Source organism: Zobellia laminariae (assembly GCF_030553095.1).
In the GTDB taxonomy this organism is placed as follows: Bacteria; Bacteroidota; Bacteroidia; order Flavobacteriales; family Flavobacteriaceae; genus Zobellia; species Zobellia laminariae.
The window spans coordinates 1926124-1942366 of sequence record NZ_CP130738.1 but is presented as its reverse complement, the minus strand read 5'-3'; the positions used below and the strand labels follow the sequence as shown (position 1 = coordinate 1942366).

The following is a 16243-nucleotide window of genomic DNA, read 5'->3' as shown; positions in this document are numbered from 1 at the left end:
ACCCAGTTTGTTCTAATCAAAACCTTGCGCCCAACAACAGTTATTCCGCTTTTCACCGAAAGTTTCATAACACTCGCCTACTCCATGATAACTGGTACTTTCAATAACGCTTCATTAGACTGACTACTCGGTCGGTTTTATAGACATTGGCCGATTACAAAATTATCGCCCTAAACAATACATTAACCCACCCAATAAATGGTCTCTAAAATCCGGTTCGTCATAAGATGCGTTAGAATGACCTCCTCCCGTATAGAAAGCTCTTCCACCATCATAGGTATGATACCATGAGAACGGATGACTTGCGCCATTTGTTCCGCCGTTGTATGTAGATTCATCCAAAAGTATTAACGGATTGATACCACTATAGATATCTTTAAAATTATACCACTCTTCTGTCCGCACCCAATTTAATGGTAAGTGGGAAGTAGAACTATGATTGCTATCTATCACATTTAATGTTGCTTCTTGTATACTCGGGTGACCATCAAAATAAGCTCCTACAAGTTCACCGTACCAAGACCAATTATATTCAGTATCTGTTGCGGCATGTACGCCCATGTAACTACCTCCAGATTGAATGTACCTCTCAAAAGCAATTTGCTGGGTCGCATTCAAAACATCCCCTGTAGTGTTTAGAAACACCACAGTCTTATATCGACTTAAATTATTAAAAGTGAAATCGGTTGCATCTTCCGTTTGGTCAACTTCAAAATTATTGGCCGCACCTAATGAATTGAAAGTAGATATTCCTTTTTCAATAGAACCATGACGGAATTCAGCTGTTTTAGTAAATACCAGAATCTTATCTACCGTTTGCTCTTCCTCTAATGTAGAGATAGTAAGCGTTTCACTCTGTTGCGATTCGTTTTGAGCAGCGTCCGTAGCCGAAACATTAAAACTATGCTCTGTATTTGATGCTAATCCATTTACAACAGAGCTAGTGGCGGTAGCAGCCTTAACTCTTTGTCCGTTTTGGTAGATAATATATTCGGTCACACCTATATTATCCGTTGCGGCACCCCATTGTAAATTGATACTGTTTTCTGTAACCTCTCCTGCCATCAAACTTGCTGGAGTAGATGGTGGAACATCATCTACATACACCTCTGCTTCGGTTGTTAATTCCAAAAGAGGGCTTTGTTTTGATTCATTTTCAGCTTCATCTATAGCAGAAACAGAAAAAGTGTATTCCGTTCCAGGTCTAAGTTTAATGCCTGATAAGCAGTTTTAGTTGCCATGGCCAGAAACACGCCGTTCTGAAATACTCGATAACCAGAGACTCCAACATTATCCGTGGATGCTTCCCAATTCAAATCTACAGTAGTTTGGGTAACTTCTCCCGCCATTAAACTAGTTGGAATAGATGGTGCGACATCATCTACATACACCTCTGCTTCGGTTGTCAATTCCAAAAGAGCGCTTTGTTTTGATTCATTTTCAGCTTCATCTATAGCAGAAACAGAAAAAGTATATTCCGTTCCTGGTTCTAAGTTTACTGCCTGATATGCAGTTTTGGTTGCCATAGCCAGAAACAAGCCGTTCTGAAATACTCGATAACCAGAGACTCCAACGCTATCCGTGGAAGCCTCCCAATTTAAATCTATAGTAGTTTGAGTAATTTCATCAGAACTAAAGGATTGTGGTACTGTGGGCGCGGTGACATCTGTGGCTTTTTGTTCTGCTATTCCCACTTCGGTTCTAACCAAAACAGGTTGGCTTTGTTGAGACTGATTTTGAGCTTCATCCGTTGCGGAAACAGAAAATGTATACTCCGTATCAGCGGAAAGATTTTCTACCGAATAGTTCGTTTCGGTAGAAGTATCTATTAATTTTTCACCTTGAAAAATCTGATAGTTAGCTACACCTATACTATCAACTGAAGCCTCCCAAGTCAACTTTATAGAAGAAGAAGTAAGCGTATCGATTTTTATACTTTTAGGTACAGTAGGCGCTATGGTATCTTTGAAAACTACCCTTTCACCTAATGTTGTAAAATTTAAGGGATTGCTCTTATTCGACTTGTTTCCTAAATCGTCTATTACCGCAACCGAGAAACTATATGCTGTATTGGGAATTAAATTCTCCGCTATATACTCCGGTTTAATGGTATTTGCTACCAGAACGGTATCTATATAAACAGCATATTCCGAAGCCTGAACGCTATCATTCTCCGCAGACCAAGTAAAACTGGCCATAGTAGAACCTAATTCAGCAATCTGTAAATTTTTAGGAGCTCCAAGCGCAATACTATCTGTCTCTACTTCTTTAATAGTGCTAACAAAAAGTGCCTCGCTGCGCATTGATTCGTTTTCGGCTGCATCTGAAGCGCTCACTCGGAAACCATATTCAGTACCTGCTTCCAAATTTTCTAACAAGTACAACGTATCGGTAACTTTGGCTATGCGTGTAGTATCATTATAAATGGTATAACCCGTGACCCCAACGCTATCAGCAGCAGCATTCCATACCAACTTTATATTATTAATCTGAATGTCACTAGCATTTAAACCTGTAGGTACCGTTGGTGCAATGGTGTCCTGTTCTTGTATATTCACAAGTGGCGTTTCAACTTCTAAAACATTACTTGGTTTTGACTCCTTTCCCTTTAAATCTACTGCTGCCACACTAAATTTATAGCTTTCTCCCGCAATCAGGTCAGTTACTTTATATGACTTGGTATTAACATTACCAATCTGAAGAGTATCTTGAAATACCCTATACTCCTTAACTACCGATGCATTGATTTCCAATTCCCATTTCAGTTCAACAGAATTTGTCAAAACCTTACCCAAGGACAACAACGGTGATCGTAAAATTGAACTAAAACCTCCAATACTATCATTTTTGACTATCGTATCCTCTACTATAATTGCTTCTGTAAGGACTTTTATTTGCTCACTGAATTTAGAATTATTCCCAGCAGCATCTGCAGCACGAACTGCGAAAGTATATTCCGTAGCTGGTTTCAAATTCTTTGCCTCATATGTAATAATAGAATCTCTTGCTACCTCTACGCTATCTTGGTAAACCGCGTACTGCACAACTTTTACGTTGTCCTTTGAAGCTTTCCAAGTAACAGTTATAGATGAATCCGTAACCTGAACGGTTTCTAGTTTTTCTGGAGGAAGAGGAGCCTCAACATCTGGCGCAATGGCAACAGTATCGTCACTCTTGTCCTTGTCACAGGCAATAAAAAATAATAAAATGCACATAAAAAGTGCGGAAAGTGTACCGATAATGGGTCTTTCTTTCATTTTCTAGGGGGGACGCTTTAAGTAAATTTCTAGCTATAGTTTCTCATCAACAAAATTCAGAAAATTTGTTGATGAAAATAAGCCTTAACACTAAGGTTATTAACAAAATAGCACACATGACAAATCGGTCTATCCAAATTGATAAACACGGTATAATTTAAGCGGAAGAATGATTAATTATTTGCTAATGCCATTAGGTACTTTTTAGGCGTAGTACCATATTTCTTCTTAAAAGCAGAAATAAAATGGCTGGCGGTACTATAACCAACTCTTAGACCCACTTCATTTACATTATGCTTTCCTGTTTCCAACATCTTTCGGGCATATTCCATCTTATAATCAAATAAGAAACTAAATACAGAATCGCCATAAATCTGCTTAAAACCTTCTTTTAATTTTTTCAAAGACAGCCCAATTTCCTCAGATAGTTCCGTAAGTGTTGGAGGCTCTGCCATACGAGAGATAATAATCTCTTTGGCCTTACGTATACGGCGCACATTGTCTTCATCTACCAAGAAAGGACATTGCTCTACGTCTGCATCATCGCTTTTGTTAAAGTACAAAGAGATGAGTTCGTAAACTTTACCTTTTATATATAATTCTTTTATAGATGGATGAAGGTTGTAATTCATCATCTGACTTAAAACAACTGCAATTATGGGTTCACCCCTTCTTGGGCGTAGTACTTTTTATCTTTATTATCTGAGCTCAGAAAAGGAATATAGTCTGCCTCCCGAGAAAAAAGGGAATGAAATTTACGAATGGTCATAACTACGGAGACCAACCATGAATTGGGCTCTAATTCCAAATTCATTGGTAAATCTATTTGCGTGTTATAAAGCAACAAAGAGTTTTCTTCCGAAACCTCAAGGTTATAACGCCCTTCATTAAAGATAAACTTGGCTTGCCCTTTTAAACAAAAGTGGAATTGTATGTAACTACTATCAATATCTCGCACCACATGTTGGGTTTCTAATGTGTCATTTTGAATTTTGAGCACATAAAACCCGTCTTCTATAAGCACCTCTTGAAATGAACCTTGAGCGATATTTTTACCTTCCATATAAAACACGAATTGGATTGTTTTTATTTAGAAACGTTCTAAATAGATACGCCGTTAAGCGCAGTATTTCCTACAAAAATACTGGTTTTCAACGGATTTACATTCATATGCATCTAAAAAACCCCTCACCGACACTTATTGTTCTTCTAGCGTTATTTTTATTGCCTCAGGCCTCTTATTTTTGCCTGCGCTTGAAAAGCTTTCATGAAAGATTACCACATTTCAAAAAACAACTCATTCTACACCATTGGTCTTAGCTACTTAAAAGCTGATGCCCAAGTACGTGGCAAATTCAGTTTGGATGATGCCGCCATGGAACGTATCATGGTTAAATCTGTAGAATTGGGAATTGACGGTCTTTTAGTGACCTCAACATGCAACCGTACAGAACTGAATGGTTTTGCACAACACCCCTTTCAACTCATAAAATTACTTTGCGATAACACATCGGGCTCTGTAGAGGAGTTTCAAGAAGTAGCTTACGTATACAAAAACAATGATGCTATTAGTCATCTTTTTCGGGTAGGCACAGGATTGGATAGTCAGATTTTAGGAGATTTTGAAATCATCAGTCAGTTAAGAGCAAGTTTTAACCGTTCTAAAAGGCACGGTATTGCTAATCCATTTATTGAGCGTCTTTGCAATTCTGTAATACAAGCAAGTAAACGCATCAAGAACGAAACAGAAATTTCTTCCGGAGCTACATCGGTATCTTTTGCTTCCGTACGTTACATTATGGAAAATGTTGCTAATATTTCTGATAAGAACATTTTGTTGTTCGGTACCGGAAAGATTGGGAGAAACACTTGCGAGAATCTTATTAAGCACACTAAGAATACCCATATAACCCTTATTAACCGTACGAAGAATAAGGCAGAAAAAATTGCAGGTAAATTTCATTTGGTAGTTAAAGATTATGGAGACCTTCAAACAGAGATTCGTTCTACAGATGTTTTAATTGTGGCTACAGGCGCGCAATCACCTACCATTTCAAAAGAGCTTATCCATACCAAAAAGCCACTTTTAATTTTAGACCTTTCTATACCGAAAAATGTTTCGGAAACGGTAGAGGAACTTGACAATGTCACTTTAGTACATTTAGATCAGCTTTCCAGAATTACCGATGATACACTAGAACGAAGGAAACAATATATTCCTGAAGCCGAAGTAATTATAGATGAAGTAAAAGGTGATTTCATCCAATGGCTTGAAACCCGTAAATTTGCACCCGTCATTAAAGCTTTGAAAAAGAAGCTTAAAACGATGAAGGACGAAGAAATAGATTATCAATCTAAAAAACTATCGGACTTCAACGAAGAACAGGCAGATGTAATATCAAATAGAATAATTCAAAAAATAACAAAGCAGTTCGCAAATCATCTTAAAGACGACAATGTCGATTCTGACACTAGTCTAGAACTCATTCAAAAAGTCTTTCAACTCGAACTCGACACTCCATGAGCAAGGTCATACGAATTGGTACACGCGATAGCGAATTAGCGCTATGGCAGGCGAACACCGTCAAAAATAAATTAAAAGCTTTAGGTCATAAAGTAAAGGTAATCTCTGTAAAATCTACGGGAGACCTTATTCTTGACAAACCGCTTTACGAAATGGGTATTACCGGTATTTTTACCAAAACCCTAGACGTAGCTATGCTAAACGACGATATTGATATTGCCGTGCATAGTATGAAAGATGTGCCTACTGCCTTACCGCAAGGTATAGTTCAAGCGGCAGTACTTGAGCGAGCCAATTTTCTTGACATTTTGGCTTTCAAAAAGAACGAAGAATTCATGGGTGAAAAAGATGCTGTTATAGCTACCGGAAGCCTTAGAAGAAAAGCACAATGGCTTAATCGTTACCCAACTCATACAGTAGTTGATCTTCGTGGTAATATTAATAGCCGCTACCAGAAATTATTGGACAATGATTGGAACGGTGCCATTTTTGCCGCTGCAGGCCTTGAACGTATAGAACTTGAACCAGAAGAAACCGTTGGCCTAACTTGGATGGTACCTGCACCTGCACAAGGTGCTATAATGGTTGTTGCCAAAGAAGATGATGAATTTATTCGTGAAGCTTGCGCAGAGCTAAACCACGAGCCAACAGATATATGTACTAAACTAGAACGAGAATTTCTTCGTATTCTAGAAGGGGGTTGTTCAGCACCCATAGGAGCCATAGCCACTATAGACAAAGAGAATGAAGTAACTCTTAAAGGAGTGCTTTTAACCGTAGATGGCAAGAAAAAATTAGAAGCAGAATTTACCGCTCCATTAGGCAAACACACCTATTTGGCAAAAGACTGTGCAAACAGTATTCTTAGCCGTGGTGGCAAGCTGCTTATGACCTACAAAGAAGGTACTTTAGAAAATACCAAAATATTTTCTACTAAGAACCTGACCCCAGCTCAAGAAGAACTTTTTGATTCGGAAATTAAGGTGAAATCGGAAGACTTTATTAAAATAAGCTCTAACCGAATTTCTACTATTATCTTGAAGAAAGAAATTCAAAATGTGGTCCTTACCAGCCAAAATGCCGTGGAATCGCTTATTAAAAGCATTTCACCAGAAGAATTAAAATTTACCAATATTTATTGTGTAGGCGGGAAGACCAAGCGCATGATTAAAAAGTATATTGGCCCTGTGAAGCATCAGGAAAAAGATGCTAAAAATTTGGCTAATTATTTGGTTGAATATATGGAAGGTGCCGAGGTTACTTATTTCTCTAGCAACCTCAGACTGGATGATCTGCCAAACATCTTGGAAGAGAACAAAATTAAAGTTAACGAGATTGAGGCTTATACCACAAAACTCGCTCCTGCAGAAGTTGAAGATAGTGTTGAGGGTGTTCTATTTTTTAGCCCATCAACGGTTACTAGCTATTTGCTGAAAAATACACCTAACAAAGTAGCTTATTGTATTGGTGAAACCACTGCAACGGAAGCAAAGAAACATTTTGAAACGGTTCATGTAGCAAAAATGCCAACGGTAGAGAGCGTCATTGAACTTGTTAACCAAACCTACAGTAAGAATTAATTATTTTTACCGTAGAATAATGAACGGACTTCCCTCTTCATGGGAATCAAATTATACCTATGTCACTAAAGAACGACCTTTTTCTTAGAGCCCTAAAGGGCGAAACTGTTGATCGTCCACCCGTTTGGATGATGCGCCAAGCCGGAAGATACCTTCCTGAGTTTATGGAAATCAAAAAGAAATATGATTTCTTTACGCGTTGTCAGACACCGGAATTAGCTTCTGAGATTACGGTTCAACCTATCCGTAGATATGGTATGGATGCCGCAATCCTTTTTAGTGATATACTAGTTATACCTCAAGCAATGAATATTGAGGTACAGATGAAACCTGATTTTGGTCCTTATTTACCGAATCCTATCCGTACGCAGAAAGACCTTGACAGTGTAATTGTTCCTGATGTAGATGTTGCTTTGGGTTATGTTATGGAAGCTATAAAGGCTACCAAAGAAAAGCTGAACGATGAAGTTCCGCTTATTGGTTTTGCCGGTTCTCCATGGACCATTTTATGTTACTGTGTACAAGGGCAAGGCAGCAAGACTTTTGATAAGGCAAAAGAACTTTGCTTTACCCAACCGGTTGTTGCTCACGAACTTTTACAGAAGATTACAGATACTACTATTGCTTATTTAAAAGCAAAGGTAAAAGCAGGCGTGAACGCCATACAAGTTTTTGATTCTTGGGGCGGTATGCTTTCACCAACAGATTACAACGAATTTTCTTGGCAATATATTCAACAAATTATTGATGCCCTTAAGGATGAAACTCCTGTTATCGTATTCGGTAAAGGTTGTTGGTTTGCTTTAGGTGACATGGCCAAATCAGGTGCTGCTGCTCTTGGTGTAGATTGGACATGTTCAGCAAGAAATGCGCGTTACCTAACCGGCGGAAAGATTACTTTACAAGGTAATTTTGACCCCGCTAGATTATTATCTCCTCCATCAGAAATAAAAAAGATGGTTACCCAAATGATTAATGAATTTGGGAAAGACAGTTATATTGTAAACTTGGGTCACGGTATTCTACCCAATGTTCCTGTGGAAAATGCCAAGGCTTTTATTGACGCGGTAAAAGAATGGAAGCCCGTAAGTTAAACTAAGAAAGTCATGGAAAAGGAAAACAGCTCAATTGCCCGTTTTGAAAACTTTTCCATAGAACCCATACAGGAAAAATACGCTTGGCGCATTTGCGATTTTGTAACCGTAAATGCTGAACGTTTACAGCGCTATTTCCCTAAAACCTTAGCCGACAATCTAACACCTACCCTTTCTCAAATTTTTGTTGAGAAAAAAGTTCGTGAATACCAGAAAAGGGAAGAGTTTCTTTTCGTCCTGAAGGACTATGAAAGTCGTACCGTTATTGGCTTAGCCTATATTAAAGAGCTAGATTGGAACAAAAAACAGGCAGAACTGGCTTATTGTATCGGCTATCAATATGAAGGCAAAGGCATTACCTCATTGGCTATAGATACTTTATCTAAATATGCTATTGGTGATTTAGGACTTCAAACCCTTCAAATTATTGTTCATAATACCAATATTGGAAGTGTAAGAATAGCTGAAAAATCTGGATACACCTTATGGCAAAAAACCCTCCTTAACGAACACACTCCACCAAATGAAGCTCCTTTAGATATGGAGTTATATGAGCTTTACGCTTAACAAATAGTTATATCCCTAAATAAAATCTAGCAAAAAGGTTTTTGTAGTCCTTATCGCTTCATACCTTCCTTTGTATATCGTAAATTTACAGACTATTTGCACAAAACCATTTCTTTTAATGAAAGACAAATTCTTTAGTTACATAGAAAACCTTCAAGACACTATTACTTCCAAACTCCAAGAGATAGACGGTAAAGCCAAATTTCACGAAGATTTATGGAAAAGACCTGAAGGTGGCGGCGGTCGCACCAGAGTAATAGAAAACGGTGCTGTTTTTGAAAAAGGTGGTGTAAATATATCTGGTGTGCACGGAGCTTTACCAAAAAGTATGCAGACTTATTTTGGTGTTGAAGATGCAGATTTTTATGCCTGTGGCCTAAGTTTGGTTCTTCATCCTAAAAATCCAATGGTACCTACAGTTCACGCCAATTGGCGTTATTTTGAAATGTATGATAAAGAAGGAAATATTGTAGATCAATGGTTTGGCGGCGGTCAAGACCTTACACCATATTATTTATTTGATGAAGATGCTGCTCATTTTCATACCGTTTGCAAAGAAGCTTGTGACGCACATAATTCAGAATTCTACTCTACCTACAAGAAGAGATGCGATGATTACTTCTGGAATGCCCATAGAAATGAAGCTCGCGGTATAGGCGGACTCTTCTTTGACTATTGCAAAGCTACAGAGGACATGACCATGCAAAATTGGTATGACTTTGTAACCGAAGTAGGAAACAGCTTTTTGGAGAGTTATGTACCGATTGTTTTAAAAAGAAAAGATTTAGAATACACAAAAGATCAACGAGATTGGCAAGAAGTCCGACGAGGACGCTATGTTGAGTTTAATCTTGTTCATGATAAAGGCACTTTATTCGGTTTGAAAACAAACGGTAGAATTGAGAGTATTCTAATGAGCCTACCGCCCCATGTGCAGTGGCATTACGACCATCACCCCGAAAAAGGCACCGAAGAATACCGATTGGTAGAAATTTTAGAAAACCCTAAGAACTGGGTTTAAAACTTTAATAGTCCAATTATGTCTAAAAAAGGAAAAGCAAAGAATACGGTGAACAAAGCAAAACATACCAAGCTTTTAAACCGAAAGAAAAATAAATTAAAGTCAGAACAAGAAATGCGCAAGTTGCGCTTGAAAGAAATTATAAAACAAAGTCAAAAAACCCCGGACCTACCCCGTGATAATGATTAACACCATTTTTGCCGTGAATTTAAAAAACCACTTTATTTGTAAGTTGGTTTTCGCCCTTGCAATTCTGGCGTTAGGCACTTCTTGCGACTCTAAACGCGCAAAAAGTGATCTGGATATTACCTTTGTCCAAGATACATTAGACGTAGGCTATACGTATTGGTGGGAAGAATCTGGTCCATTTATTGGGTATTGCGGCAAAGAATATGCCCTTGTGTTTTCAGGTACCGTCGTAAACTTAGATAAAGCTAACCACGATGCCGCCCCTTTGTACATCTCTCAAAAAGGAACTATAGCTCTTGACGAGGTCTACAAAATAAAAGATATGGGTAACAGCAGTTATGCTAATCAGAAATATTTTTCTACCGATTGTTTCAGTAATATGGATATTAACGTGGGAGATAAAGTTTTAGTTTTCTGCTATGATTATGAAGGAGGGTTGACCATACCCGGAAACAGTTCTATCATAAAAATAAAAAGTTTAGACCACCCTCTTGTTGGCGCCACCAAACGATTTATAGATGCGGATGAAAACCCTATAAAAATTAAGAAAGACTCTACCTTATGGTCTGCTTATGGCTATCGCAAACAGTTAAATCAATTAATTCGCTGCAGAGAAAATACTGAACGTATTACTTCCAAATAATTGCTTTTTCAAACACTTCTTTTACCTGATTAGTATTAAGGTGGTAATCCTCAAAATTATCAAGAAAATTCTGCTGATAACTGCGCCACTCAACCTTAAATTTTAGGTTGTGCATTAGTTGAGTCAAGAGTTGGTCTGTTTTCTGTTTTTTAGGAGGATAATAAGTAACTTTGTTTATTCAAAAATAGGCAAAACATGTACCCACTTAAAAGAAACCGCAGATTAAGAACAAATGAGTCAATTAGAGATTTAGTACGTGAAACTATTATATCTCCTAAGGATTTTCTGGTGCCACTTTTCGTAACAGAAGGCAAGGGTATTAAAGAAGAGATTGCCTCTATGCCGGATTATTACAGGTTAAGCCTTGACTATCTTGGAGCCGAGGTTAAGGAGCTGTGGAATATGGGGTTACATGCCGTACTACTTTTGTAAAAGTTCCTGAGAACTTAAAAGACAACAAGGGTACCGAAGCTTTAAACGATAATGGATTAATGCAACGCGCCATTAAAACCGTTAAAGATGCCTGTCCCGGAATGTTGGTTATGACAGATGTTGCCATGGACCCTTATTCATCTTTTGGTCATGATGGTATTGTAGAAAACGGACAAATACTTAATGATGAAACTTCGGAATTTTTGGCAGAAATGAGCGTATCTCATGCTTTTGCTGGAGCAGATTTTGTTGCGCCAAGCGATATGATGGATGGCCGAATTCTTTCCATTCGGGAAGCTTTGGAAGATGAAGGTCTTACAAACACGGGTATCATGAGCTATAGCGCTAAATATGCCAGTGCTTTTTATGGTCCTTTTAGAGATGCTTTAGATTCCGCTCCTGTAGACGTCAAAAATGTACCGAAAGACAAAAAGACCTATCAAATGGATTATGCCAACCGTTTCGAAGCTCTAAAGGAGACCGAAATGGACATTGATGAAGGTGCAGATATTGTTATGGTAAAACCCGGACTTTGTTATTTAGACATTGTACGTGAAATTCGTAATGAGGTTGATGTTCCTGTTGCCGTTTATCAAGTAAGCGGAGAATATGCCATGGTTAAGGCTGCTGCCGAGAAAGGATGGTTAGACCATGATGCTGTAGTTATGGAACAACTAACGGCAATGAAACGTGCGGGTGCCAATATCATCGCTAGCTATTTTGCCAAAGATGCGGTAAGGTTGTTAAGGTAAACAAACTTAAAGAGCTTGCTTGTGAAAATAATTCAACTATTAATCTTTGTATTTATAACCCAGCTTACGCAAGCTCAGGAAGGAACTTCAATACCCCTGAATATTGAAGTTGGCGATGCATTAGTTTATGGTACTCCGTTTGAAGTAGGGTTAGATTCGGTTTATATCAATACTAATGTTAAAGACATAATAACAAACGGTATAAAAAATAATGCTTTTATGGAGCACAGGTTTTAGTTGCCAAAAGCGGTAAAATAATATTTCACAAAGCCTATGGGTATCACACCTACGACAGTATTCAACCTGTTGCTTTAGACGATATTTATGACTTAGCTTCAGTAACCAAAGTCACTGCAGCTCTTCCCGTAATAATGAAACTTGTTGACGAAGGAAAACTTAGTTTAGATGTTCCTTTTAGTACCTACTGGAAACCTTGGAAAAGAAAAAAAGACAAACGAGATATTACCCTTCGTGAAATTCTGGCGCATCAAGCCGGACTTGAACCCTACATCGTTTTTTTAAATGAAGTTTTTAAAAATAACAAAAAACTTAAAAAGCGTTTTATCAGAACCTCTCCAAATAAGAGATTTCAAAATCAGGCGTACGACGAGTTGTTCGTTAAAAACAAGTTCAACCGAAAAATGTACCGTCTGATTAACCGCTCAGAAGTATCCACTGAAAAAAAATACAAATATTCAGGTCTCGCGTTTTTAATTTTTCCTGAACTTATTGAACAACTCACCGGTGATTCTTATGAGTATTATGTAGAGAAAAATTTCTATTTACCGTTAAATGCTCCCACAATGGGTTTCAAACCTAAAACAAGAGGTTTTTCTAATGCAATCGTACCTACAGAAGTAGACACGCTGTTTCGTCACACCTTGACCCAAGGCTTGGTTCATGATGAAAATGCAGCACTTTTAGGTGGTGTATCCGGTAATGCCGGTCTCTTTGCTAACGCAACAGATTTAGCAAAACTGATGCAGATGTATATGCAATACGGTGTTTACGACGGTAAACGCTATATTTCTGAAGCTACTCTAAAAGAATTTATACGGGTACAGTTTCCCGAAAATGATAACCGCAGAGGCCTAGGGTTTGATAAACCTTATTTAGATAATGCAGAACAACCTTTACCTAAGGCATATCCTGCACCAGAAGTAGGTGCCGACAGCTTTGGACACAGTGGTTTTACAGGTACTTTCGTTTGGGCAGACCCCAGAAACCAAATGGTATATATTTTTCTATCAAACCGAGTGAATCCTACTAGGGAAAACAGGAACCTCTACGACCTGAATATACGACCTGCGGTACAACAAATATTTTATAAAGCCACATTACCAAGCAAATAAGACCTTAGGATTACACTTTAATTGGTATCTTCGTTTTACTAAAACTCGTACATGGGCTTATTAATATTTTACGCTTTAATATCAATTTTTATTTCATTTCTCTGTTCTATCTTAGAAGCGGTTCTGCTAAGTATTAGTCCAACTTTCGTGAATCTAAAGAAGAAGGAAGGAAAACCATACGCTTTAACCCTTGAGGAATTGAAGAACGATGTGGACAAACCTCTCATCGCTATCTTAACTTTAAACACCATTGCCCATACGGTAGGCGCTATTTTGGTAGGGGTACAAGCTAAGGTTGCCTATGCAGAAATGTACGGTTCCACGACTAGTAGCGTATTTGGAATCCCTTTCACGGCAGATTTAATGGTAGGTGTAGTATCCACTATAATGACCATCCTTATTTTAGTGGCTTCAGAAATTATTCCTAAAACAATTGGTGCAACCTATTGGAGACAATTGGCCAACTTTACGGCAAAAGCTTTAAAAATCATGGTCATTGCCCTAAAATACACGGGACTACTATGGATTTTACAACTCTTCACAAAACTGGTAGGTGGTAAAGGTCATCATGGCAGTGTTTTAAGTCGTGAAGATTTTACTGCTATGACAGATATTGCCCGTGAGGAAGGTGTTTTTGAAAAATCCGAATCTACTATTATAAAGAATTTATTGCGTTTTGACCAAGGTTTTGGTAAAAGATGTAATGACACCACGGGCAGTTATGAAAATTGCTTCGGAAGGTTTAACGATTGGCGAGTTTTTTGAAGCCAACCCCAAAATGCGTTTTTCACGTATTCCCGTTTATGGGGATAAGATGGACCATATTGATGGTTTTGTATTGAAGGATAATATCCTTGAAGAAATGGTGAATAACAATGGAAACATTCCTCTTTCTCAAATAAAACGAGAAATTTTGATTACCGAAAGAAACACGCCAATACCGCGTCTTTTTGATATATTCATTGCCAAAAGAATACACATTGCCCTTGTTGTAGATGAGTATGGATCGGTTAGTGGGTTAGTTACCATGGAAGACGTTATAGAAACCCTTCTAGGGCTGGAAATAATGGATGAGAGCGACAATGTTGCCGATTTGCAGGACCTAGCTCGAAAAAATTGGGAAACACGCGCAAAGCGCTCCGGAATACTTGATAAATAGATTTTGACGAAACCACTTGTTTCTTAATAGTCTATTAAACCCTTGACCTATGGAAACGGCATTTATTAACACACCACTTGGCATAGCCAAACTTATAGGGGACAGCAAAGGTTTATCTGAAATTAAGGTAACTGATGCCGAAGAAACCGTTTCTACCAACATTCCACAAAACCTTAAAATTGCTGCAGAACAATTGCAACAATACTTTGCTGGCACCCGAAATAATTTTGATTTTAATCTAAACCCAAAAGGCACTGATTTTCAAAAACGTGTTTGGGAAGCCTTGTTACTTATTCCTTATGGTAAAACAGTTTCTTACTTAGACCTTTCCAAAACTTTGGGTGATGTAAAGGCTATTCGCGCCGTTGCAGCAGCAAATGGAAAAAATCCGTTGTGGATTGTAGTTCCTTGTCACCGTGTTATTGGAAGTGATGGTTCTTTAACGGGTTATGCCGGAGGTTTACATCGTAAGAAGTGGCTACTTGACCATGAAAATCCTGTAAAACAGCAATCGCTTTTTTAAAGATTAAAGACTATCCAGTTTGTTCATTTCATTAAAGTAGATTGAAACCCTCATTTTCCTGCGGTTCATCGATGAAATGAATGTGTTTAATCGCATTCTATCACATCCCTTTTGATTCTGCTAAAAAAGTAACATACGCGCTGGTCGGTTTTGTATAAAACTCTAAAAAAATAGATTTTGCATTAGTTGGGGGTAATTTAGCCTAAACCCTTATCCTCAAAAATCATATCTGCATTGAGGTTTGGAGATTAAGGAAGCAAACTTGTCTGTTTTCTAACTAAACATTAGAAACAGCACCACAATTTACCATTGAGATAAACCGTCTCCTTCGGGTTACCGAAACTATGAGCAGGTGAACGAGGTAATTACTTCAAGTACACCTATCTATAGGATAAGTTCGTATATTTCAGTAGCTATTAAACTACATTACACTGTGTTATACAAAATTAACCTTGAACATATTCTCTTTTTAGATATTGAAACCGTTCCCGAAGAAGCGGATTTTGAGACATTGAACGATGAAAAGAAAGACCTTTGGGAACAGAAGACACGATACCAGCGTAAAGATGAATTTACTCCTGAAGAGTTTTATGAGCGTGCGGGTATTTGGGCAGAATTTGGTAAAATTGTTTGCATTTCCGTTGGCTACTTCCGAATTAATGGGGAAACGAAAACCTTTAGAACTACCTCTTTTCACGGTGATGAAGCCTTGCTTTTAAAAGAGTTCAAAAATCTTTTAGATGGCCACTTTGGCTCACCCAAACACTTACTCTGCGGCCATAATGCGAAAGAATTCGATTTTCCCTATATCGCACGTAGAATGATTATTCACGGCATTCAACTACCGCAAAAACTCAACCTTTTTGGTAAAAAGCCTTGGGAGATTATGCATTTGGACACGATGGAGCTCTGGAAATTTGGTGACTACAAGAATTTTACTTCGCTTAAACTTTTAGCTAATATTTTGGGGATTCCTTCCCCCAAACAAGATATTGATGGCAGTATGGTGCGTGAGGTCTATTATAAAGAAAATGACCTGGACAGAATTGTGACGTATTGTGAGCTAGATGTAGTTACAACGGCACAAGTGTTTTTACGCTTGCGCGGAGATGAACTGTTAGATGATAGTAACATCAAAAGTATCTAGAGG

13 protein-coding genes and 3 pseudogenes are annotated in these 16243 nt (G+C 38.1%); 13 read left to right on the top strand and 3 right to left on the bottom strand.

Going from position 1 to position 16243, the window contains the following annotated elements; translation table 11 throughout:
- Positions 1–162 precede the first annotated feature (162 nt).
- From Q5W13_RS09200 to Q5W13_RS09190, 3 genes and pseudogenes are all read right to left on the bottom strand, one after another.
- Complete coding sequence (locus Q5W13_RS09200; RefSeq protein ID WP_304446089.1) at positions 163–1131, bottom strand: ThuA domain-containing protein; 969 nt, start codon at positions 1129–1131, stop codon at positions 163–165.
- Between the two features lie 35 nt (positions 1132–1166).
- Entirely contained in the window at positions 1167–3257 is a 2091-nt protein-coding gene (locus Q5W13_RS09195) for a fibronectin type III domain-containing protein (RefSeq protein WP_304446088.1), read from the bottom strand.
- A gap of 173 nt (positions 3258–3430) precedes the next feature.
- Positions 3431–4320 (bottom strand): annotated as a pseudogene (locus Q5W13_RS09190) (helix-turn-helix transcriptional regulator).
- A gap of 204 nt (positions 4321–4524) precedes the next feature.
- Here Q5W13_RS09190 and hemA point away from each other — a divergent pair.
- The 13 genes and pseudogenes from hemA (at position 4525) to Q5W13_RS09125 (ending at position 16240) form a co-directional block, all read left to right on the top strand.
- Positions 4525–5781, top strand: a complete 1257-nt coding sequence (hemA, locus tag Q5W13_RS09185; RefSeq protein ID WP_304446087.1) for a glutamyl-tRNA reductase — start codon at positions 4525–4527, stop codon at positions 5779–5781.
- Positions 5778–7361 carry a hydroxymethylbilane synthase gene (hemC, locus tag Q5W13_RS09180; RefSeq protein ID WP_155595193.1) on the top strand — a complete coding sequence of 528 codons (1584 nt, stop codon included), beginning with the start codon at positions 5778–5780 and terminating at the stop codon, positions 7359–7361. The genes hemA and hemC overlap by 4 nt, the downstream gene beginning before the upstream one ends.
- 59 nt (positions 7362–7420) lie before the next feature.
- Positions 7421–8455 carry a uroporphyrinogen decarboxylase gene (gene hemE / locus Q5W13_RS09175; protein ID WP_155595194.1) on the top strand — a complete coding sequence of 345 codons (1035 nt, stop codon included), beginning with the start codon at positions 7421–7423 and terminating at the stop codon, positions 8453–8455.
- A 12-nt stretch (positions 8456–8467) separates the two neighbouring features.
- The gene (locus Q5W13_RS09170) at positions 8468–9022 is read left to right on the top strand and encodes a GNAT family N-acetyltransferase (RefSeq protein WP_304446086.1); all 555 of its coding nucleotides are present in this window, start codon (positions 8468–8470) and stop codon (positions 9020–9022) included.
- A gap of 118 nt (positions 9023–9140) precedes the next feature.
- Positions 9141–10043 carry an oxygen-dependent coproporphyrinogen oxidase gene (gene hemF, locus Q5W13_RS09165; RefSeq protein WP_304446085.1) on the top strand — a complete coding sequence of 301 codons (903 nt, stop codon included), beginning with the start codon at positions 9141–9143 and terminating at the stop codon, positions 10041–10043.
- An 18-nt stretch (positions 10044–10061) separates the two neighbouring features.
- A complete protein-coding gene (locus Q5W13_RS09160; RefSeq protein WP_162857225.1) occupies positions 10062–10232 on the top strand; it encodes a hypothetical protein in 171 nt (56 codons plus the stop codon).
- Positions 10225–10875 carry a hypothetical protein gene (locus Q5W13_RS09155; protein WP_304446084.1) on the top strand — a complete coding sequence of 217 codons (651 nt, stop codon included), beginning with the start codon at positions 10225–10227 and terminating at the stop codon, positions 10873–10875. The genes Q5W13_RS09160 and Q5W13_RS09155 overlap by 8 nt, the downstream gene beginning before the upstream one ends.
- Positions 10876–11070: 195 nt before the next feature.
- Positions 11071–12059 (top strand): annotated as a pseudogene (hemB, locus tag Q5W13_RS09150) (porphobilinogen synthase).
- Between the two features lie 15 nt (positions 12060–12074).
- Positions 12075–12296 (top strand): hypothetical protein, encoded by a 222-nt coding sequence (locus Q5W13_RS09145; protein ID WP_304446083.1) that lies wholly within the window; start codon positions 12075–12077, stop codon positions 12294–12296.
- A 17-nt stretch (positions 12297–12313) separates the two neighbouring features.
- Positions 12314–13411, top strand: a complete 1098-nt coding sequence (locus tag Q5W13_RS09140) for a serine hydrolase domain-containing protein (protein ID WP_368662553.1) — start codon at positions 12314–12316, stop codon at positions 13409–13411.
- Between the two features lie 51 nt (positions 13412–13462).
- Positions 13463–14570: pseudogene (locus Q5W13_RS09135) on the top strand (CNNM domain-containing protein).
- Between the two features lie 49 nt (positions 14571–14619).
- The gene (locus tag Q5W13_RS09130) at positions 14620–15093 is read left to right on the top strand and encodes a methylated-DNA--[protein]-cysteine S-methyltransferase (RefSeq protein WP_304446082.1); all 474 of its coding nucleotides are present in this window, start codon (positions 14620–14622) and stop codon (positions 15091–15093) included.
- A 433-nt stretch (positions 15094–15526) separates the two neighbouring features.
- Positions 15527–16240, top strand: a complete 714-nt coding sequence (locus Q5W13_RS09125) for a 3'-5' exonuclease (RefSeq protein WP_304446485.1) — start codon at positions 15527–15529, stop codon at positions 16238–16240.
- Positions 16241–16243: the final 3 nt, after the last annotated feature.